Source organism: Comamonas sp. FG99, from assembly GCF_057808605.1.
The window spans coordinates 85,907-104,748 of the sequence record NZ_JBMDII010000013.1 but is presented as its reverse complement, the minus strand read 5'-3'; the positions used below and the strand labels follow the sequence as shown (position 1 = coordinate 104,748).

The following is an 18,842-nucleotide window of genomic DNA, read 5'->3' as shown; positions in this document are numbered from 1 at the left end:
TGTAGTGGGAATGGCCCGGCGCCGGGCGGCGGCGTCAGTGGGCGATGCAGACCGATTTGATTTCGGTGAACGACTCCACCGCCGCGCTGCCGAACTCGCGCCCCTGGCCCGACTGCTTGACGCCGCCGAACGGCATGGCCGGATCGATCAGCACATGGGTGTTGACCCAGACCGTGCCCGATTCGATGCGCGGGATCAGGTTCATGGCCCGGCCCAGGTCCCGGGTCCAGAGGCTGGCGCCCAGGCCGTAGTCGCTGTCGTTCGCCATGGCCACGGCTTCTTCGTCCGAGTCGAAGGGCAGCACGGCCAGCACCGGGCCGAACACTTCCTCGCGCGCAATCGCCATGCCGGGTGTCACGCCATCGAGTACCGTGGGCTGGACATAAAAGCCTGGCCGATCCGGCAAGCCGCCGCCGGTGACGATGCGGGCGCCCTGCTGCGCGGCCTGGGCCAGCCGCTGCGCTATGGCCTGCTGCTGGCGCAGCGAGACCACGGGTGTGATCTGCGAGGTCGGGTCCAGCCCCGGGCCGATCCGCATGCCAGCCACCGCGGCCGCCAGCGCGTCGACGAATTCCTGGTGGCGCGAGCGGTGCACGAAGAAACGCGAGGCCGCGGCGCACACCTGGCCCGAGTTGGTCAGGCCGCCCAGCAGCGCGCCCTGTACCGCCTGGGCGATGTCCGCGTCCTCGAACACCAGCATGGGATTCTTGCCGCCCAGCTCCAGCGTGAAGCGCGCCATGCGCTCTAGCGCGGCCTGGCCGACCTGGCGGCCGGCGTGGGTGGAGCCGGTGAAGGTGATCTTGCGCACCAGGGGGTGCGACACCAGGGCCTGGCCAGTCTGCGCCCCGCCGGGCAGCAAGTTGAAGACGCCGGGCGGCAGGCCTGCCTGCAGCGCCAGCTGCGCCAGGTAGAGGGCCGTCAATGGGGTTTCGGGCGAGGGCTTGAGCACCACGGTGCAGCCGGCGGCCAGCGCGGGAATCAGCTTCCAGGCGGCGATCAGCAGCGGGAAGTTCCAGGGCACGATGCCGGCCACCACGCCGACCGGTTCGCGGCGCGTATAGGCGGTGAATCTGGCGCCGGGCGGCAAGGCGATGGAGACATCCATGGTGCGGCCCTCGATCTTGGTCGCCCAGCCCGCCATGTAGCGCATGAACTCCACGCAGCCGCCCACATCGAGCAGGCGCGCGACATGGATGGACTTGCCCTGGTTGAGCGTCTCCAGCTGCGCCAGCGTTTCCGCATGCCGGCCGAGCAGGGTGGCGAAATCCAGCAGGATGCGCTCGCGCTCGGCCGGGCGCAGCGCGCTCCAGCGCCCGTCCCGAAAGGCCTTGTCCGCCGACAGCACGGCCTGCTCCACGGTGCTGCCGTCGGCAAAATGCACCTGGGCGATCGCCTGTCCGGTCGATGGGTCCAGAACCTGGTGGGGCTCGCCGGCGAGTACGCTGGCGCCTTCGATGAAGCTACCATGCGGCTGGCGCAGAAAGGACTGCACTTCCTGCCCGGGCGGGAAGAGTTCCATGGCTTGTCTCCTGATGCTGTTGTTGGGAAACAAGCATAGGAGAGGGCGCTGGGCGGTGCTTTGCTGTTCCTGCCAGATGCTTGGCCGTGCCTGCCAAGTTGCGTGTCAGCTTCGGTATTGGTGCCGGTACTGGCTTGGCGACTGCCCGAAGCGATCCTTGAAGGCGGACGAGAAGTGGCTGATGTTGGTAAAGCCCCATTCCAGCGACACGGCCGTCATGCTGGCCGAGCTGCCGCGCAGCGCCTGGGCGCAGGCATCGAGCCGGCGGTCCCAGATGTAGCGGCTCACGGTTTCGTTGCGGCGCGCGAAAAGCCGGTACAGGCCGCGCACCGAAACCCCGACGGCGCGGGCGATCTGCTCGGGCAGCAGTTCGTCGTCGCGCAGGTGTTCGTGGACGAAGGCGCAGGCGCGCTGGTACAGCTTCTCGTGGTTGTCCATCTCTGCCAGCGGCATCGGGCAGATGGCCGGCCGAAGCAGGCTGATCAGGGCCGATTGCAGTGCCTCGACTTCCGCCAGCGTCAGCTCCTGCTCGCGCTGCGCGGCGGCATCCAGCACCAGCTGCCTGGCCCACTTGCCAAAACTGAGATGGCTGTCGATGCGCCTGGCGCAGGCAATGGTGCCGGGCGCCCCATGCTCGACCAGGGGGGCGGGCAACAGCATCGAAACCTGGCAGGACTGCTGCGGCACCAGCACCCGGAAGGGCCGGTTGCCGTCGAGCAGGGTCAGGTCTCCCGCCACCAGGCTGGTGTCCTGCCCGCTTTGCTGCACCACCGACGCGCCGCGCAATTGCAGTACCGCATAGAAGCAGCGCTCGCGCGAGTCCAGATGCGATGAATCCTTGAACAGCGTGAGCTGGTCGAGCGTCGCCAGGCTCACGCGCAGGCTGCCGCTGCCCCGGTCGCTGAGCTGCCCGGTGAAATGCTCGCCCAGGGGCTCGGCGCCGAATGTCCCGCAGACGCGATTGACATCGTCCAGCCACTGCTCGAAGACGTCGCTGCGCTGGGCGCGAGTCGCGAGACCCGCAACCGGGGTCGCTGGCTGCAGCATGGCATCACTCCTTCACGGCTACGGCAGAAATCGGACCAGGCTGGGCGCGCTACGCCATGTCACACCACACCACACCGCGCCTGCGCGCAACAGGCTCTGCAAAAAAGCAAAATTGTAGGCGGGGCTGAACTTTCGCACCACTCCCGCCGGCACAGGGTTTGTGCGTAGCCGCGGCTAGGCCGCGGCCTAGCCCGGCAGTACCACCCGGCCCTCGCGCAGCGCCTTGAGCAGCTCGTGCGGCGTGGCGCAGATGTGCGCCTCCAGCGCCAGGGCCGCGCGCGCCTCCTGGCCGGCCATGGCCAGCTCGAAGATCTCGGTGTGCTCGGCATGCACGTCGCGCGTCATGCCGGGCAGGTCCATCGCGTAGCAGCGGTAGCGTTCGCCATGGCGTGCCAGCAGGCGCAGCACCTTCTGCGTCCAGGGCGAGGGCTGGCCCGCCAGCAGGGCCTCGTGGAAGCTCAGGTTCATCGCTTCCCAGGGGCGGCGCTGGGCGCGCGACAGCGGCTGCTCGAAGGAGGACAGCTCCTCGTAGCTGGCGCGCAGCTGGGCGCGCCAGGCGTCGCCGCCATGGCGTATGGAGTCGCGCAGGGCCTGGGTCTCGATGTGCACGCGCAGCCGCGTCAGGTCCTCCAGGTCGTCGATGGCGATCGGCGAGACGCGAAAGCCGCGCTGCCCCTCGGCCGTGACCAGGGCGTCGCTGACCAGGCGCGTGAGCGCCTCGCGCAGCGTGCCCGCGCCCACGCCATAGGTCTGGCGCAAGTGCTCTATGCGCAGCTTGCTGCCGGGCAGCAGCCGGCCCTCGATGATGTCGGCGCGCAGCTCCGCATAGGTCTGCTCGGTCAGGGTGCGCGAGGCATGGCCGGCGGGCATCTCGGCATCGTGCATCAGCAGGCGCTGGATGAAGGGTCTCTTGGCCATGCGTTCACTCCTTGGCGCGCTCGCGGATGCGCGACAGCCGGTAGCTCAGCTGCGGCCGCGTCATGCCCAGGGCGCGCGATGCGGCCGCCAGGTTGCCGCCGGCGCGGCGCACGGCCTCCTGCAGCAGGCCGTCCTCCAGCGCCTCCAGCGACAGGCCCTGGCTCTGCATGGCGTCGTAGAGTCCGCCCGCGTTGCCGTGGCCCGGGGCGGCTGGTTCCGGAGCCAGGTAGCCCTGCGCATCGATGCCGCTGTGTCCCGCATCGCTCCACTGCGGAAAGAGCGTGGCCACGTCGATCAGCTCGCCGGGCGGCGTGAGGATGAGGCCGCGCTCCATCAGGTTTTCGAGCTCGCGCACGTTGCCGGGCCAGCGGTGGCCGCGCAGCGCGGCCAGCGCCCGGTCGCTGATGCCGGCCACCGGCTTGCCGTGCAGCGCGGCGTATTTCTGCAGCAGGTGCATGGCCAGCAGCTCGATGTCGTCCACGCGCTCGCGCAGCGCCGGGATGCGGATGGGGTAGACGTTCAGGCGGTACAGCAGGTCGCGCCGGAAGCGCCCTTCCTCGACGGCCTTTTCCAGGTCGACGTTGGTGGCGGCGATGACGCGCACATCGACCCGCGTCGGGCGGCTGCCGCCCAGGCGCTCGAGCTCGCCGCTTTGCAGCACGCGCAGCAGCTTGGCCTGCGCCGGCAGCGGCAGCTCGCCGAGTTCGTCGAGCATCAGCGTGCCGCCGTGCGCGCGCTCGAAGCGGCCGATGCGGGTGGCGCTGGCGCCGGTGTAGGCACCCTTTTCGGCGCCGAAAAGCTCGCTTTCGATCAGCTCGGCCGGCAGTGCCGCGCAGTTGATGGCGACGAAGGGCTTGCCCGCGCGCGGGCTCATGGCATGCAGCGCGCGTGCGAAGCGCTCCTTGCCGACGCCGGTCTCGCCGGTGAGCAGCACGGTGACCTGGGTGGGCGCGGCCTTGCGCAGCAGCTCCACCGCGCCCCGGAAGGCGCGCGAGTGGCCCAGCAGCGGGCCCTGGTCGTCGCAGGGCTGCAGCCCGGTGCGCAGCGCCTCGACCTGCGACTGCAGCTCGTCGATGCGCACCAGCATGGAGTCGGGGTCGTAGTCGCGCGCCATCAGTTCGCCGTCGGGCCATTCGTGCAGGAAGCGTCCCTCGATGAGGCAATGCGGATGGCCGCAGGCCGAGCACTGGACTTCCTTGAACAGCGCCGGGCGGCGGAAGAAGGCGCTGGTGTAGCCCGAGGCATAGCCGAGCAGCATCCAGCAGGCGGGCGCGTCCTGCGGGCCCCAGGTGCGCTGGTGCACTTCGGCCTCCCAGCTGTGGTCCCAGCGCACGGTGCAGCGCAGCCGGCCCGCGGCCTCGTCGATCTCGAAGATTTCGGGCGTGGCGCGTACCGCGCCTTCGAGCCGGTGCAGCTGGGGGCCCACGGCGAACATCTCGAACGGACTGGCGTCGGGGCGGATCTGGCGCGCCAGCAGCGCGTCGCGCCCGCCCGCGGCATAGCCGGCGCGCAGCAGCAGGCGGCGCGTGTGATCGGGGCCGACGGTGTCCATCAGCTCGCGGCGCAGCGCGCCCAGCGAGGCCGAGTGCAGCAGCAGCATGCGCTCGCCCGATAGCCAGATCAGGCCGTCGTCGGTGGAAAAGCGCACGAGGCTGCGCAGGTCGGCATCGGAGGGCAGGGCTGGGGCGGGCGTGGGCATCTCAAAACTATCGATAAAAACACTGTTATTGACCATGCGGATTGACCCGCAGTCCGCGGTTTTCGCCCGATGCGGGGGCGGGGTGATGAATTGCGCACATCGTTCCAGCCACTTCACCATTTGATCATGCTGCAGCGCGCAAACGCGAGGCCTTGTGCCGAGCGCAGCCCAGGGTTTGCCCCGATGCGGGCCGGAGCAGGCGGCCGAGGAGGGTGGCTGGCCTAGGTGCTAACCCTCAATTTATCGATATTTTTGTGTTTCGGGCATGGATTGGCACGGCGCATGCAAACAGGCTGGGCACGGACCTGCCAGCAACCAGCCAACGAACCGACAGGAATACACCATGGATACGACCAGCCCTTGCGCGATGCCCCCCGAGTTGCCCGCCTGCGATCTTTCGCGCCGCTCGGTGCGCGTGCTGCAGCGCCGCGGCAATGGTTTCGTGGAGTTCGAGTTCTCCGTCGGCTGGCCCGAGCTGGTGGTGGAGCTGACCATGACCGAGGCCGACTTCCAGGCCTTTTGCCGCAGGCAGCAGGCCACCGTGCTGTAGGCCCCGCCCAGATCCATAGAGACCGATGACACCCACAGGAGACGACGCCCATGAACATTGAACTGCAGGCGCGCGAGCTTCAGCCGCTGCGCCATACCTTCGCCCGCGTGGCGGCCTATACGGGGGACAAGCCCGCCTCGCGCTATCTGGAGGCGACGCTGGGCGTCCAGCCCACGCACCACTTCCACTACCGGCCGCTGTGGGAGCCCGAGTTCGAGCTGTTCGACACCGGGCGCACCGCGATCCGCATGGCCGACTGGAACGCGCTGCGCGATCCGCGCCAGTTCTACTACGCCACCTGGACCATGGCCCGCGCCCGGCAGCAGGAGGCGGTCGAGGCCAACTACCAGTTCGTGGAGTCGCGCGGCCTGGCGGGCAAGATGCCCGATGCCCTGCGCTCCAAGGTGTGCGAGGTGCTGATGCCGCTGCGCCATGTGGCCTGGGGCGGCAACATGAACAACTGCCAGGTCTGCTCGCGCGGCTATGGCACGCCGTTCACCGCGCCGGCCATGATGCATGCCATGGACCACCTGGGCGTGGCCCAGTACCTGACGCGGCTGGGCCTGGCCATGGACGAGCCCGGCGTGCTGGAGGCCGGGCGCAACGACTGGATGCAGGCGCCGGCCTGGCAGCCGCTGCGCAGCCTGGTGGAGTCCCTGCTGGTGATGCAGGACCCGATGGAGCTGTTCGTGGCCCAGAACCTGGCGCTGGACGGCCTGCTGTACCCGCTGGTCTACAACCATTTCGTGGACGACGACGTGGCCGTGCAGGGCGGCACCGCGGTGGCCATGCTCACCGCCTTCATGCCCGAGTGGCACGCCGAGAGCGCGCGCTGGATCGATGCGGTGGTCAAGGTGGCCGCGGCCGAGTCGCAGCCCAACCGCGAGCAGCTCTCGCGCTGGTACCAGGCCCATGCCGGCCAGGCCTGCGCGGCCCTCGCGCCGGTGGCCGAGCTGGCCCTGGGCGCGCGCGGCGCCGCCGTGCTGGACGGGGTGCGCCAGGACCTCGACGCCCGCGCCCGCAAGGCCGGCCTGGATGTCTGAACACGGGAGCCAAGCATGAACCAAGCCGTATCCAAGGTGTTCATCGCCTTCCAGGACAACGAGGAGTCGCGCCCCGTGGTGGACGCCATCCTCGCCGACAACAGCCATGCCCAGGCCGTGTATTCGCCCGGCCTCGTGAAGATCGACGCCCCCGGCAGCCTGGTCGTGCGCCGCGCCAGCATCGAGGAGCAGACCGGCCGTCCCTACGAGCTGCAGCAGATCCAGATCAACCTGGTCACGCTGTCCGGCAACGTGGACGAGGACGACGACGAATTCCGCCTGAGCTGGAACCAGTAAAGCCACCGCATCACGCATTCCAAGGAGACACCATGGACGCACCCGTAATCAAGAAAAAGCTGGGTCTGAAGGACCGCTACACCGCCATGACGCGCGGCCTGGGCTGGGAGACCACCTACCAGCCCATGGACAAGGTCTTTCCCTACGACAAGTTCGAGGGCATCAAGATCCACGACTGGGACAAGTGGGAAGACCCGTTCCGCCTGACCATGGACGCCTACTGGAAGTACCAGGGCGAGAAGGAGAAGAAGCTCTACGCGGTCATCGAGGCCTTCGCGCAGAACAACGGCCAGCTGGGCGTGACCGATGCGCGCTACCTCAATGCCCTGAAGCTGTTCATCCAGGGCGTGGTGCCGCTGGAGTACTACGCCCACCGCGGCTTCGCGCATGTGGGCCGGCACTTCACCGGGCCGGGAGCGCGCGTGGCCGCGCAGATGCAGTCCATCGACGAGCTGCGCCACTTCCAGACCGAGACGCATGCGCTGTCGAACTACAACAAGTACTTCAACGGCATGCACAGCTCCACCCACTGGTTCGACCGGGTGTGGTACCTGTCGGTGCCCAAGTCCTTCTTCGAGGATGCGCTGACGGCCGGGCCCTTCGAGTTCCTCACGGCGGTGAGCTTCTCGTTCGAATACGTGCTCACCAACCTGCTGTTCGTGCCCTTCATGTCGGGCGCGGCGCACAACGGCGACCTCTCGACCGTGACCTTCGGCTTCTCGGCGCAGAGCGACGAGTCGCGCCACATGACGCTGGGCATCGAGTGCATCAAGTTCATGCTGGAGCAGGACCCGGACAACGTGCCCATCGTGCAGCGCTGGATCGACAAGTGGTTCTGGCGCGGCTACCGCGTGCTCACCCTGGTGGCGATGATGCAGGACTACATGCTGCCCAAGCGCGTGATGAGCTGGAAGGAGGCCTGGGAGATGTATGCCGAGGAGAACGGCGGCGCGCTGTTCCGCGACCTGGCGCGCTACGGCATCCGCGAGCCCGAGGGCTGGAAGCTGGCCTGCGAGGGCAAGGACCACATCAGCCACCAGGCCTGGAACATCTTCTACAACTACACGGCGGCCGCGCCCTTGCACACCTGGGTGCCCACCGACCAGGAGATGCAGTGGCTGTCCGAGAAGTACCCGGACACCTTCGACCGGCACTACCGCCCGCGCCTGGAGCACTACCGCAGCGAGCAGCAGGCGGGCCGGCGCTTCTACAGCAAGACCCTGCCCATGCTGTGCACCATCTGCCAGATCCCCATGGGCTTCACCGAGCCCGGCGACGCCACCAGCATCTGCTACCGCGAGTCCGACTACCAGGGCAGCAAGTACCACTTCTGCAGCGACGGCTGCAAGCATGTGTTCGACCACGAGCCCGAGAAGTACGTGCAGTCGTGGCTGCCCGTGCACCAGATCTACCAGGGCCACTGCTTCAAGCCCGACGCCAACCCCGGCGCCGAGGGGTTCGATCCGCTGGCCGCGGTGCTCGACTGGTACGGCCTGCAGTTCGGCCGCGACAACCTCGACTTCGAGGGCTCGGAAGACCAGCGCAACTTCGCGGCCTGGCGCGGCGACGCGCCGGCCCAGGCCAGCCAGGAGGCACAGCCATGAGCATCAACGCACTCAAGCCCTACGACTTTCCCGCCAAGGACGTGCGCGAGAACTTTCCTGCGCCCCTGCTCTACATCGGCTGGGAGGACCACCTGATGTTCTGCTCGCCGGTGGCGCTGCCGCTGCCCGCCGACACGCCCTTCGGCGCGCTGGCCGAGGCCGTGCTGCCCGGCGTCTATGGCGCCCATCCCGACTTCGCGCGCATCGACTGGAGCGCCGTGCAATGGTTCAAGTCGGGCCGGCCCTGGTCGCCCGATCCGGCCAGGTCGCTGCAGGACAACGGCCTGGGGCACAAGGACGTGATCCGCTTCAGGACGCCGGGGCTCACCGGCATCGAGGGCTCGCACAGCTGACGACGGACGCGCCATGAGCTACCAACTCACACTCGAACCGCTGGGCGCCACCATCGAGGTGGAAGACGGCCAGACCCTGCTCGACGCCGCCTTGCGCCAGGGCATCTACATACCGCATGCCTGCGGCCATGGCCTGTGCGGCACCTGCAAGGTGCAGGTGTGCGACGGCGAGGTCGACCATGGCGCGGCCAATCCCTTCGCGCTGATGGACATGGAGCGCGACGACGGCAAGACGCTGGCCTGCTGCGCCACCTTGCTCAGCGATGCCACCGTCGAGGCCGACATCGAGGACGAGCCCGATGCGCAGGTGATCCCCGTGCGCGACTTCGGCGCCACGGTTACGCGCATCGTGCAGCTCACGCCCACGATCAAGGCGCTGCATCTGCGGCTCGAGCAGCCCATCCGCTACCAGGCCGGGCAGTACGTGCAGGTGCAGATCCCGGCGCTCGGCCAGTCGCGCGCCTTCTCCATCGCCAATGCGCCTGGCAGCGACGGCACGGCCACCGAGATCGAGCTCAACGTGCGGCTGGTGCCCGGCGGCGCGGGCACCACGTGGCTGCACGAGTCGCTGGCCGAGGGCGGGCGCCTCGGCATCTCGGGGCCCTACGGGCGCTTCTTCGTGCGCCACTCAGCCGGCCAGCCGATGGTGTTCATGGCGGGCGGCTCCGGCCTGTCCAGCCCGCGCGCCATGATCCAGGAGCTGCTGGCCAGCGGCTGCGAGCAGCCGATCACGCTGGTCTATGGCCAGCGCAGCCGGGCCGAGCTGTACTACGACGCGGAATTTCGCGAGCTCGCGGCGCGGCATCCGCGCTTCACCTACGTGCCGGCCATCTCGGGCGACGAGGACGGCGCGGGCTGGAGCGGCGCGCGCGGCTTCGTCCACGAGGCGGCCAAGGCGCATTTCGGCGGCAACTTCGCGGGCCGCAAGGCCTATCTGTGCGGGCCGCCGCCGATGATCGAAGCCTGCATCTCCACGCTGATGCAGGGCCGGCTGTTCGAGCGCGACATCTACACCGAGAAATTCATCTCGGCCGCCGATGCGCAAGGCCCGCGCAGCCCGCTGTTCAGGCGCGTCTGAAGCGGGGTGCCGGCCATGGGGAGCCTGAACCCGGGCAGCAAGCTCAGCGTGCAGGTCGCGCAGACCGGCGAGTGCTACGACTGCCATAGCGGCGAGAGCCTGCTCAAGGGCATGCTGCGCCTGGGCCGCCGGGGCATTCCGGTGGGCTGCGTCAACGGTGGCTGCGGCGTGTGCAAGGTGCGCATCGTCGAAGGCAGCGTGCAGGCGCTCGGCCCCGTCAGCCGCGCCCACGTGAGCTGCGAAGAGGAGGCCCAGGGCTACACGCTGGCATGCCGCGTCGCGCCCACCGCGGCCGTGCGCCTGGAGGTGAGCGCGCGGCTGTCCAAGCCCTTTGGTCAACCCTGTGCCGAAGCCTGCGCCAGGCCGGCTTCGGCCCCACCGAATTCATCGACAACCGCAACCACAAAGGAGACATGACATGGGAGTTCTACGTTTGGGCCACGCGAGCCTCAAGGTAATGGACATGGCCGCCGCGCAGCAGCACTACGAGAAGGTGCTGGGCATGAAGACCGTCATGAAGGACAACGCCGGCAATCTGTACCTCAAGTGCTGGGACGAATGGGACCGGTTCTCGCTGATCCTGACGCCCTCGGACCAGGCGGGCCTGAACCACCTGGCCTACAAGGTGGAGCAGGACGCCGATCTCGACGCGCTGCAACAGCGCATCGAGCAGTGGGGCGTGAAGACGCAGGTGCTGCCCGAGGGCACGCTGCCCGCCACCGGCCGCATGCTGCAGTTCAGGCTGCCCAGCGGCCATGAGATGCGCCTGTATGCGCACAAGGAATACGCCGGCACCGACGTGGGCACCACCAACCCCGACCCATGGCCCGACGACATCCACGGCGCCGGCGTGCACTGGCTGGACCATGCACTGCTGATGTGCGAGATGAACCCGCCCGAAGGCATCAACACCGTCGCCGACAACACGCGCTTCATGAGCGAGTGCCTGGACTTCTTCCTCACCGAGCAGGTGCTGGTCGGCCCCGAGGGCGACATCCAGGCCGCCACCTGGATGGCCCGCACCACCACGCCGCACGACATCGCCTTCGTCGGCGGCCCGCGCAGCGGCCTGCACCACATCGCCTTCTTCCTCGATTCGTGGCACGACGTGCTCAAGTCCGCCGACGTGATGGCCAAGAACAAGGTGCGCATCGACGTGGCCCCCACCCGCCACGGCATCACGCGTGGCGAAACCATCTACTTCTTCGACCCCAGCGGCAACCGCAACGAGACCTTCGCCGGCCTGGGCTACCTGGCCCAGCGCGACCGCCCCGTGACCACCTGGACGGAGGACCAGCTCGGCAGCGGCATCTTCTATCACACCGGCGACCTGGTCGCATCCTTCACCGAGGTCTACACCTGATCGGGCCCGCGCGCACCAACCCACGAAAAGACAAGCAAGGACAGACCATGAACCGAACCATTGCATCCGCCGCGCTGGCGGCGGCGGCCGCGTTTGCCCCGGTGGCGGCGCTGGCCGACGGCCACTATGTCCCGGGCGTCGAGGGCATCCAGGGCGCGAGCGTGCCGCCGGCGGGCATCTACTACCTCGGCTATCTCGTGAACTACGACATCGGCAGCTTCCGCGCGCCCGGCTCCAGCAGCGACCTGCCCGGCCACAACAGCGGCACGGTAACCGCGCTCGCCAACCGCCTGGTGTGGATCAGCCATACCAAGCTGCTGGGCGCCGACTACGGCATGGAGGCCATCGTGCCGCTGGTGCGCACTTCGCTCACGGTGAATGCCGCCGGCATCTCCGACAGCCGCTCCGGCGTGGGCGACATCTATGTCGGCCCGCTGGTGCTCGGCTGGCATGGCCCGCAGTGGGACGCGGTCGCCGCTGCCGGCATATGGCTGGACACGGGCAGCACCGACCACCCGGCCTCGGCCGGCAAGGGTTTCAAGAGCACCATGCTCACCGGCGGCCTGACCTATTACTTCGATTCGGCCAAGAGCATCTCGGGCTCCGCGCTGATGCGCTTCGAGCGCAATGGCCGCAACGCCGCGGGCCTGCGGCCCGGCAACCAGGTCACGCTGGAATGGGGCCTGGCCAAGAACTTCGGCGCGGTGCAGGCCGGCCTGGTCGGCTACAGCCAGTGGCAGGTGAGCGACGACGGCGGCGCCGGCGCCAGCAACCAGCGCTCTTCGCGCCATGCCATCGGCGCCGAGCTGGTGTACCCGGTCCCGGGCGCGGGCGTCTTCCTCAAGGCCGCCGCCTACAAGGAGGTGCGCGCCGAGGCCGGCACCGGCGCCTACCCCAAGGGCTCGCTGCTGCGCTTCACGCTGGTGAAGGCGTTTTGAGGGGGCCCGGCATGCGCAATGAAGCCGATACCCTGGTCGCCGATGGCTGCAGCGTGGAGCTGCGCGCCATCGAGCTGGGCGCTGCGCTGCGGGCCGTGCAGGCCGCCGTGCGGCACGCCACGCAGCTTGGCGTGTGCGTGAACGTCGCGGTGCTCGACTCGGCCGGCGTGCTGGCGGCGTTCGCGCGCATGCCCGGCGCGCCGCTGCACTCGATCGATATCGCCATCGACAAGGCCTACACCGCCACCAGCTTCGGCCTGCCCACCGGCGCCTGGCAGCAGGCCCTGGCCTCGCATTCGGAAGCCGTGCGCGCCGGCCTGGTGCTGCGCCCGCGCTTCGTGGCCTTCGGGGGCGGGATTCCCATCGTCGAGCGCGGCGTCCGTGCGCACGGCGCCCGTATGCACGGCGCCCGCATTGGCGCCATCGGGGTGTCGGGCGGCAGCGAATCGCAGGACGAAGCCATTGCGCTCGCGGGCCTGGCCGCGCTCGGCGCCGAGGCATGAGCAACAAGCAAGGAGAGATCGACCATGAAACAGGTGCTGAATTTCATCAACGGCGAGTACGTGGCCTCCAGCCGCACTTTTGACAAACACTCGCCGCTCACCGGCGAAGTCATTGCCCAGGTGCACGAGGCGGACAAGGCCGCGGTGGACAGCGCGGTGGCCGCCGCCCGCGCCGCGCTCACGGGCCCCTGGAGCCGCATGACCGTGGCCGAGCGCACGGATAGGCTATGCGCGCTCGCCGATGGCATCAACCGCCGCTTCGAGGAGTTCCTGGCCGCCGAATGCGCGGACACCGGCAAGCCGCGCAGCCTCGCCAGCCACATCGACATTCCGCGCGGCGCCGCCAACTTCAAGATCTTCGCCGACGTGGTGAAGAACGTCCCCACCGAGTTCTTCGAGATGGCAACGCCCGATGGCAAGGGCGCGATCAACTACGGCTACCGCACGCCGGTCGGCGTGGTCGGCGTGGTCTGCCCCTGGAACCTGCCGCTGCTGCTCATGACCTGGAAGGTCGGGCCGGCCCTGGCCTGCGGCAACACCGTCGTCGTCAAGCCTTCGGAAGAAACGCCCCAGACCGCCGCGCTGCTCGGCGAAGTCATGAACGAGGCCGGCATCCCGCCCGGCGTCTACAACGTGGTGCATGGCTTTGGCCCCGACTCCGCGGGCGAGTTCGTCACCACGCACCCCGGCATCGATGCGATCACCTTCACCGGCGAGACGCGCACTGGCGAGGTGATCATGAAGGCCGCCGCCAAGGGCGCGCGCCCCGTGAGCATGGAGATGGGCGGCAAGAACGCGGCCCTGGTGTTTGCCGACTGCGATTTCGACGCGGCCATCGAAGGCACGCTGCGCTCCGCATTCGTCAACAGCGGCCAGGTGTGCCTGGGCACCGAGCGGGTCTATGTCGAGCGCCCGATCTTCGAGCGCTTCGTGGCCGAGCTGGCGCGCCAGGTCGAAGGCTGGAAGATCGGCGTGCCCGAAGATGCCGGTACCCGGCTGGGCCCGCTGATCAGCCGCGAACACCAGGACAAGGTGCTCTCGTACTACCGGCTCGCGGTGCAGGAAGGCGCGCAGGTCGTGACTGGCGGCGGTGTCCCCGACATGGGCGCCAGGTACGCGGGCGGCGCGTGGATCCAGCCCACCATCTGGACTGGCCTGGCCGACGATGCGCGCGTGATGACCGAGGAGATCTTCGGCCCCTGCTGCCACATCATGCCCTTCGACAGCGAGGAAGAAGCCGTCGCCAAGGCCAACGGCAACGCCTACGGCCTGGCCTGCGCGATCTGGACCCGCGACGTCTCGCGCGCGCACCGCGTGGCGCAGCGCATGCAGGTGGGTATCTCCTGGGTCAACAGCTGGTTCCTGCGCGACCTGCGCACCGCCTTCGGCGGCGCCAAGCAATCGGGCATCGGCCGCGAGGGCGGCGTGCATTCGCTGGAGTTCTACACGGAGATGAAAAATGTCTGCATCAAGCTGTGAATTCGCGCTGCCGGCCGTGGCAGCCCCCCGGCGCGGGCCGTGGCTTCGCGTGGCCCTTGCCGCGGCAGTGATCGCCGCCGCGGCCGCGCCCCTGCATGCGAGCCAGGCGGCCGGCAAGGCCGAGGCCCGCCGTCCCAATGTGCTGCTGATCCTGGCGGACGACCTGGGCTATTCGGACATCGGCGCCTTTGGCGGGGAGATCGCCACGCCGAACCTGGATCTGCTGGCCAGGAGCGGCATGAAGCTGACGGATTTCTATGCCTCGCCGTTTTGCTCGCCGACGCGGGCCATGCTGCTGTCCGGCGCAGACAACCACCAGGTCGGGTTTGGCAGCATGGCCGAGCTGCTGACGCCGCAGCAGCGCAGCCGCGCCGGCTACGAGGGATACCTCACCGACCGGGCGCTGCCCTTTCCCCAGCTGCTCAAGGATGCGGGCTATCACACCTACATGGCGGGCAAGTGGCACCTGGGCGTGAAGGAGGAGCACGCGCCGCCCCAGCGGGGCTTCGAGCAGTCCTACGCCATGATGAACGGCGGCGCGAGCCACTTCGACCAGACGGGCATCATCACCTTCGAGGCGGACAAGACGCCGATGGCGCTGTACCGCGAGAATGGCAAGGAGGTGCAGATCCCCAAGGATTTCTATTCGAGCGAGCAGTTCGCGTCGAAGATCATTTCCTACATCGACGGGGGCAAGGGCGACGGCAAGCCGTTCTTTGCCTACCTGGCCTTCACCGCGCCTCACTGGCCGCTGCAGGCGCGCGATGCCTACATCCGGAAATACCAGGGCAAGTATGACGTCGGCTACGACGTCATCCGCGCCCAGCGCCTGCAGCGCATGAAGGCGCTGGGCATCGTGCCCAAGGACATGCAGCCCTATGCCGGCAACCCCGCATGGCCGCGCTGGGACCAGCTGAGCCCCCACCAAAAGCGCGTCGACGCCAAGCGCATGGCGGTGTATGCGGCCATGGTGGAAGAGATGGACGCCGAAATCGGCCGCGTGGTGAGCTACCTCAAGAGCATCGGAGAGTACGAGAACACCGCCATCTTCTTCATGTCGGACAACGGCGCCGACGGCAACACCGTGCTCGACGAGGGCCAGACCCGCGAATGGGCCAGAAGGCACCGCGACAACAGCATAGAGAACACGGGCCGGCCCGGCTCGTTCGCCGAATACGGGCCCGGCTGGGCGCAGGTGGGCTCCACGCCGCACAACATGTACAAGGCGTTCATGTACGAGGGCGGCATTGCGGTTCCCGCCATCTTCAGCCTGCCCGAGGGGCGCGGCCAGGCCGCGGTATCCCGCGCGCCGGCCCATGTCACCGACATCGCGCCCACCATCCTGGAGCTGGCGGGGGTGGAGCGCCCCGGATCGAGCTACCGGGGACGCGAGGTCGCGCTCATGCAAGGCACCTCGATGCGGCCGCTGCTCACCGGGCAGAGCCAGACGGTGCACCCGGTATTTCGCCGGGGCTGGGAGCTCAACGGCCGCCGCGCGATGCGCGTGGGCGACTGGAAGATCGTCCAGGCCAACAAGCCGTGGGGCTCCGGCGCCTGGGAGCTGTACGACCTGTCCAGGGACCGCGCGGAGCTGACCGACCTGGCTGCGCAGCAGCCCGAGAAGCTCAAGGAATTGCTGGCCGAATACGAGCGCTATACCAGGGAAAACGGCGTGGTCGATTTCGAGGGGCTGGCCGCGCGCCCGGGCTACAGCAACAGCCTGAAGTACTACGAGGACATCAATGAAGTCCAGTGACGCGCCCGGCCTGCCGCGGCTCGCCGCGCTGGCCGCCCTGTGTGCGATCTGGGCCACCGCCCAGGCGGCGCCCGCGCCGCTGTGCACCGGCTATTCCGGGCTGCCGCCAGGCTTTGGCGCGCCGGGCGGCAACCGCGCAGGCATGGTGGAGATCTCTGCCGGGCGCTTTCGCATGGGCTCCAGCGACGGCTACCCGGAGGAGCGCGAGGTGCACGAAGTCCGCGTGGCTGGCTTCTGGATGGACCGGCATGAAGTGACGAACGCGCAGTTTGCGCGCTTCGTCCAGGCCACCGGATATGTCACCCGGGCCGAACGCAGGCCGCAGGCCCAGGATTTTGCCGGGCTGGATGCCGATCGGCTGCAGCCGGGCTCCGCGGTGTTCGTGCCGCCGCGCGGCGCGGAGCACCTGGGCGGCGGCGCCTATGCATGGTGGCGCTGGGTACCCGGCGCCAGCTGGCGCCATCCGCAAGGCCCGGGCAGCGGCATCGCGGGCCTGCAGAACCATCCGGTGGTGCATGTGGCCTACGAGGATGCGCTGGCCTATGCCCGCTGGCTGGGGCATGAGCTGCCAACGGAGGCCCAGTGGGAGTATGCGGCGCGCGGCGGGCTGGACGGCGCCGAATACCCCTGGGGCAACACGCCGGATGCGAAAGGCAGGCCCATGGCCAACACCTGGCAGGGCCGCTTTCCCTCCACGGACAGCGGGCGGGACGGCCACAAGGGAACGGCGCCCGTGGGCTGCTATCCCGCCAACGGCTTCGGCCTGTACGACGCGGTCGGCAATGTCTGGGAATGGACGCGCGACTCCTACCAGGCCCGCCATGCGGCAGCGCCGATGGTGGACCCGGTGGTGGTGAGCCTGCCGGCGGCCGGCACCGGCGGCGCGGCGCCGGCAAAAGTCATCAAGGGCGGATCGTTTTTGTGCGCGCCTGATTTCTGCGTGCGCTACCGCCCCGCGGCGCGCCAGCCGCAGGACACGCTGCTGGGGGCGGTGCACATCGGCTTTCGCACCGTGCTGAACCAGGCCCCATGAGAAAGGAGACAGGAATGCTGCAATCCCATGCCGAGATCGCGCACCAGGTGCGCACCGGCGGTTTCACGACCAATGTGCATGACAGCGGCAGCGGCGAGCCCGTGCTGCTCATCCATGGCTCCGGCCCCGGTGTTTCCGCATGGGCCAACTGGCGGCTGGTGATGCCCGAGCTGGCGAGGCGGGCCCGCGTCATCGCCCCCGACATGGCCGGCTTCGGCTACAGCGAGCGGCCGCCGGGCCTGCGGTACGGCATGGATGCCTGGGTGCGGCAGACCGTGGACCTGCTCGACGCGCTGGGCATCGAGCGCGCCGACCTCGTGGGCAACTCCTTCGGCGGTGGCCTGGCGCTGGCACTGGCCATACGCCACCCCGGGCGCGTGCGGCGGCTGGTGCTCATGGGCAGCGTCGGCGTGCCGTTCGCGCTCACGCCGGGGCTCGATGCGGTCTGGGGCTACGAGCCGTCGATCGAGGCCATGCGCGGGCTGCTCGACATCTTCGCCTTCGACCGCGGCCTGGTGAACGACGAGCTGGCGCGCCTGCGCTACGAAGCCAGCATCCGGGCCGGCGTGCAGGAATCCTTCGCGGCCATGTTCCCGGCGCCGCGCCAGCGCTGGGTCGATGCGCTGGCCAGCCGCGAGCAGGACATCCGCCGCATCCCGCACGAGACGCTGCTCATCCATGGCCGCGAGGACCGCGTGATCCCGCTGGCCAACTCGATCACCCTGTCCTCCTGGATCGCGCGCTCGCAACTGCATGTCTACGGCCAGTGTGGGCACTGGACGCAGATCGAGCATGCCGCCCGCTTCGCGCGCCTGGTCGGCGACTTCCTCGCCGAAGCCCGCCCCGGCGAACCCTTTCCACTGACGAGCCCCCAACCATGAATACCGAACTGCAAGAAAAACTGGGCGACGAGCTGTACGCGGCCCTGCGCGACCGCCAGGCCATCGAGCCGCTGAGCGCGCGCCATCCCGGCATCACCATCGAGCACGCCTATGCGATCCAGCAGCGCATGCTGGCGCGGCGCCTGGCCGCGGGCGAGCGGGTGGTGGGCAAGAAGATCGGCGTCACCTCCCAGGCGGTGATGGACATGCTCGGCGTGTTCCAGCCCGACTTCGGCTGGCTCACCGACGGCATGGTCTTCAACGAAGGCGAGGCCATCCCGGCCGACTCGCTGATCCAGCCCAAGGCCGAGGGCGAGATCGCCTTCGTGCTCAAGCGCAGGCTGCAGGGGCCCGGCGTCACCGCCGCCGATGTGCTGGCCGCCACCGAGGGCGTGATGGCCTGCTTCGAGATCGTCGATTCGCGCATCCGCGACTGGAAGATCCGCATCCAGGACACGGTGGCCGACAACGCCAGCTGCGGCGTCTTCGTGCTCGGCGATCGCCTCGTCGATCCGCGCGATGCGGATCTCTTTACCTGCGGCATGGTGCTGGAGAAGAACGGCGAGATCGTCGCCACCGGCGCGGGTGCCGCGGCACTCGGGCATCCCGCCAACGCCGTGGCCTGGCTGGCCAACACCCTGGGGCGGCACGGCATCGCGCTCGAAGCGGGCGAGGTGATCCTGTCCGGATCGCTGGCTGCGATGGTGCCGGTCAAGGCCGGCGACAGCCTGCGCGTGAGCATTGGCGGCATCGGCGGCTGCTCGGTGCGCTTCATCTGATT

Annotated in this window: 19 protein-coding genes; 15 read left to right on the top strand and 4 right to left on the bottom strand. The window is 68.9% G+C overall.

The features are described 5' to 3' along the window. Nucleotides 1-34: 34 nt before the first annotated feature. The 4 genes from ACODRX_RS11095 to ACODRX_RS11080 all read right to left on the bottom strand — a co-directional run bounded on the left by ACODRX_RS11095 (nucleotide 35) and on the right by ACODRX_RS11080 (nucleotide 5,183). Nucleotides 35-1,519, bottom strand: a complete 1,485-nt coding sequence (locus tag ACODRX_RS11095) for an aldehyde dehydrogenase family protein (protein ID WP_488871551.1) — start codon at nucleotides 1,517-1,519, stop codon at nucleotides 35-37. A gap of 105 nt (nucleotides 1,520-1,624) precedes the next feature. After that, complete coding sequence (gene feaR / locus ACODRX_RS11090) at nucleotides 1,625-2,566, bottom strand: transcriptional regulator FeaR (protein ID WP_488871550.1); 942 nt, start codon at nucleotides 2,564-2,566, stop codon at nucleotides 1,625-1,627. A 186-nt stretch (nucleotides 2,567-2,752) separates the two neighbouring features. Beyond that, nucleotides 2,753-3,484 carry a GntR family transcriptional regulator gene (locus ACODRX_RS11085; RefSeq protein ID WP_488871549.1) on the bottom strand — a complete coding sequence of 244 codons (732 nt, stop codon included), beginning with the start codon at nucleotides 3,482-3,484 and terminating at the stop codon, nucleotides 2,753-2,755. A gap of 4 nt (nucleotides 3,485-3,488) precedes the next feature. Beyond that, complete coding sequence (locus ACODRX_RS11080) at nucleotides 3,489-5,183, bottom strand: sigma 54-interacting transcriptional regulator (RefSeq protein ID WP_488871548.1); 1,695 nt, start codon at nucleotides 5,181-5,183, stop codon at nucleotides 3,489-3,491. A gap of 343 nt (nucleotides 5,184-5,526) precedes the next feature. Here ACODRX_RS11080 and ACODRX_RS11075 point away from each other — a divergent pair, with 343 nt between their 5' ends. From ACODRX_RS11075 to dmpE, 15 genes are read left to right on the top strand one after another with little or no spacing between them, the layout of a single operon-like run. Then, entirely contained in the window at nucleotides 5,527-5,733 is a 207-nt protein-coding gene (locus ACODRX_RS11075; RefSeq protein ID WP_488871547.1) for a phenol hydroxylase subunit, read from the top strand. 50 nt (nucleotides 5,734-5,783) lie between these two features. Further along, nucleotides 5,784-6,776 (top strand): aromatic/alkene monooxygenase hydroxylase subunit beta, encoded by a 993-nt coding sequence (locus ACODRX_RS11070; protein ID WP_488871546.1) that lies wholly within the window; start codon nucleotides 5,784-5,786, stop codon nucleotides 6,774-6,776. Between the two features lie 15 nt (nucleotides 6,777-6,791). Continuing rightward, on the top strand, nucleotides 6,792-7,073 hold the full coding sequence (locus ACODRX_RS11065) for an MmoB/DmpM family protein (RefSeq protein WP_488871545.1): 282 nt from the start codon (nucleotides 6,792-6,794) through the stop codon (nucleotides 7,071-7,073). Nucleotides 7,074-7,105: 32 nt separating this feature from the next. Then, complete coding sequence (locus tag ACODRX_RS11060) at nucleotides 7,106-8,677, top strand: aromatic/alkene/methane monooxygenase hydroxylase/oxygenase subunit alpha (RefSeq protein WP_488871544.1); 1,572 nt, start codon at nucleotides 7,106-7,108, stop codon at nucleotides 8,675-8,677. After that, the gene (locus ACODRX_RS11055) at nucleotides 8,674-9,030 is read left to right on the top strand and encodes a phenol hydroxylase subunit P4 (RefSeq protein ID WP_488871543.1); all 357 of its coding nucleotides are present in this window, start codon (nucleotides 8,674-8,676) and stop codon (nucleotides 9,028-9,030) included. Before ACODRX_RS11060 ends, ACODRX_RS11055 begins: the two co-directional genes overlap by 4 nt. 13 nt (nucleotides 9,031-9,043) lie before the next feature. Beyond that, a complete protein-coding gene (locus tag ACODRX_RS11050) occupies nucleotides 9,044-10,108 on the top strand; it encodes an NADH:ubiquinone reductase (Na(+)-transporting) subunit F (RefSeq protein ID WP_488871542.1) in 1,065 nt (354 codons plus the stop codon). 15 nt (nucleotides 10,109-10,123) lie between these two features. Then, nucleotides 10,124-10,525, top strand: coding sequence for a 2Fe-2S iron-sulfur cluster binding domain-containing protein (locus ACODRX_RS11045; protein WP_488871541.1), 402 nt, complete (start codon nucleotides 10,124-10,126; stop codon nucleotides 10,523-10,525). 1 nt (nucleotide 10,526) lies between these two features. Then, nucleotides 10,527-11,471 (top strand): catechol 2,3-dioxygenase, encoded by a 945-nt coding sequence (locus ACODRX_RS11040; RefSeq protein ID WP_488871540.1) that lies wholly within the window; start codon nucleotides 10,527-10,529, stop codon nucleotides 11,469-11,471. 47 nt (nucleotides 11,472-11,518) lie between these two features. After that, on the top strand, nucleotides 11,519-12,409 hold the full coding sequence (locus tag ACODRX_RS11035; protein ID WP_488871539.1) for a SphA family protein: 891 nt from the start codon (nucleotides 11,519-11,521) through the stop codon (nucleotides 12,407-12,409). Between the two features lie 11 nt (nucleotides 12,410-12,420). Then, on the top strand, nucleotides 12,421-12,912 hold the full coding sequence (locus tag ACODRX_RS11030; RefSeq protein ID WP_488871538.1) for a GlcG/HbpS family heme-binding protein: 492 nt from the start codon (nucleotides 12,421-12,423) through the stop codon (nucleotides 12,910-12,912). Nucleotides 12,913-12,936: 24 nt separating this feature from the next. Beyond that, the gene (locus ACODRX_RS11025; protein WP_488871537.1) at nucleotides 12,937-14,391 is read left to right on the top strand and encodes a 2-hydroxymuconic semialdehyde dehydrogenase; all 1,455 of its coding nucleotides are present in this window, start codon (nucleotides 12,937-12,939) and stop codon (nucleotides 14,389-14,391) included. Next, nucleotides 14,372-16,147, top strand: coding sequence for an arylsulfatase (locus ACODRX_RS11020; protein WP_488871536.1), 1,776 nt, complete (start codon nucleotides 14,372-14,374; stop codon nucleotides 16,145-16,147). Before ACODRX_RS11025 ends, ACODRX_RS11020 begins: the two co-directional genes overlap by 20 nt. After that, nucleotides 16,134-17,180: a formylglycine-generating enzyme family protein gene (locus tag ACODRX_RS11015; protein ID WP_488871535.1), complete on the top strand. Its 1,047-nt coding sequence runs from the start codon at nucleotides 16,134-16,136 to the stop codon at nucleotides 17,178-17,180. The genes ACODRX_RS11020 and ACODRX_RS11015 overlap by 14 nt, the downstream gene beginning before the upstream one ends. Before the next feature lie 14 nt (nucleotides 17,181-17,194). After that, a complete protein-coding gene (locus ACODRX_RS11010) occupies nucleotides 17,195-18,061 on the top strand; it encodes an alpha/beta fold hydrolase (protein WP_488871534.1) in 867 nt (288 codons plus the stop codon). Then, nucleotides 18,058-18,840, top strand: a complete 783-nt coding sequence (gene dmpE / locus ACODRX_RS11005; RefSeq protein ID WP_488871533.1) for a 2-oxopent-4-enoate hydratase — start codon at nucleotides 18,058-18,060, stop codon at nucleotides 18,838-18,840. The genes ACODRX_RS11010 and dmpE overlap by 4 nt, the downstream gene beginning before the upstream one ends. The last annotated feature ends 2 nt before the right edge of the window (nucleotides 18,841-18,842 follow it).

What these genes read in the sequence shown, in the direction of transcription:
- ACODRX_RS11095 (WP_488871551.1), bottom strand. Translation starts at nt 1,519, where the DNA reads ATGGAACTCTTCCCGCCCGGGCAGGAAGTGCAGTCCTTTCTGCGCCAG.
- feaR (WP_488871550.1), bottom strand. Translation starts at nt 2,566, where the DNA reads ATGCTGCAGCCAGCGACCCCGGTTGCGGGTCTCGCGACTCGCGCCCAG.
- ACODRX_RS11085 (WP_488871549.1), bottom strand. Translation starts at nt 3,484, where the DNA reads ATGGCCAAGAGACCCTTCATCCAGCGCCTGCTGATGCACGATGCCGAG.
- ACODRX_RS11080 (WP_488871548.1), bottom strand. Translation starts at nt 5,183, where the DNA reads ATGCCCACGCCCGCCCCAGCCCTGCCCTCCGATGCCGACCTGCGCAGC.
- ACODRX_RS11075 (WP_488871547.1), top strand. Translation starts at nt 5,527, where the DNA reads ATGGATACGACCAGCCCTTGCGCGATGCCCCCCGAGTTGCCCGCCTGC.
- ACODRX_RS11070 (WP_488871546.1), top strand. Translation starts at nt 5,784, where the DNA reads ATGAACATTGAACTGCAGGCGCGCGAGCTTCAGCCGCTGCGCCATACC.
- ACODRX_RS11065 (WP_488871545.1), top strand. Translation starts at nt 6,792, where the DNA reads ATGAACCAAGCCGTATCCAAGGTGTTCATCGCCTTCCAGGACAACGAG.
- ACODRX_RS11060 (WP_488871544.1), top strand. Translation starts at nt 7,106, where the DNA reads ATGGACGCACCCGTAATCAAGAAAAAGCTGGGTCTGAAGGACCGCTAC.
- ACODRX_RS11055 (WP_488871543.1), top strand. Translation starts at nt 8,674, where the DNA reads ATGAGCATCAACGCACTCAAGCCCTACGACTTTCCCGCCAAGGACGTG.
- ACODRX_RS11050 (WP_488871542.1), top strand. Translation starts at nt 9,044, where the DNA reads ATGAGCTACCAACTCACACTCGAACCGCTGGGCGCCACCATCGAGGTG.
- ACODRX_RS11045 (WP_488871541.1), top strand. Translation starts at nt 10,124, where the DNA reads ATGGGGAGCCTGAACCCGGGCAGCAAGCTCAGCGTGCAGGTCGCGCAG.
- ACODRX_RS11040 (WP_488871540.1), top strand. Translation starts at nt 10,527, where the DNA reads ATGGGAGTTCTACGTTTGGGCCACGCGAGCCTCAAGGTAATGGACATG.
- ACODRX_RS11035 (WP_488871539.1), top strand. Translation starts at nt 11,519, where the DNA reads ATGAACCGAACCATTGCATCCGCCGCGCTGGCGGCGGCGGCCGCGTTT.
- ACODRX_RS11030 (WP_488871538.1), top strand. Translation starts at nt 12,421, where the DNA reads ATGCGCAATGAAGCCGATACCCTGGTCGCCGATGGCTGCAGCGTGGAG.
- ACODRX_RS11025 (WP_488871537.1), top strand. Translation starts at nt 12,937, where the DNA reads ATGAAACAGGTGCTGAATTTCATCAACGGCGAGTACGTGGCCTCCAGC.
- ACODRX_RS11020 (WP_488871536.1), top strand. Translation starts at nt 14,372, where the DNA reads ATGTCTGCATCAAGCTGTGAATTCGCGCTGCCGGCCGTGGCAGCCCCC.
- ACODRX_RS11015 (WP_488871535.1), top strand. Translation starts at nt 16,134, where the DNA reads ATGAAGTCCAGTGACGCGCCCGGCCTGCCGCGGCTCGCCGCGCTGGCC.
- ACODRX_RS11010 (WP_488871534.1), top strand. Translation starts at nt 17,195, where the DNA reads ATGCTGCAATCCCATGCCGAGATCGCGCACCAGGTGCGCACCGGCGGT.
- dmpE (WP_488871533.1), top strand. Translation starts at nt 18,058, where the DNA reads ATGAATACCGAACTGCAAGAAAAACTGGGCGACGAGCTGTACGCGGCC.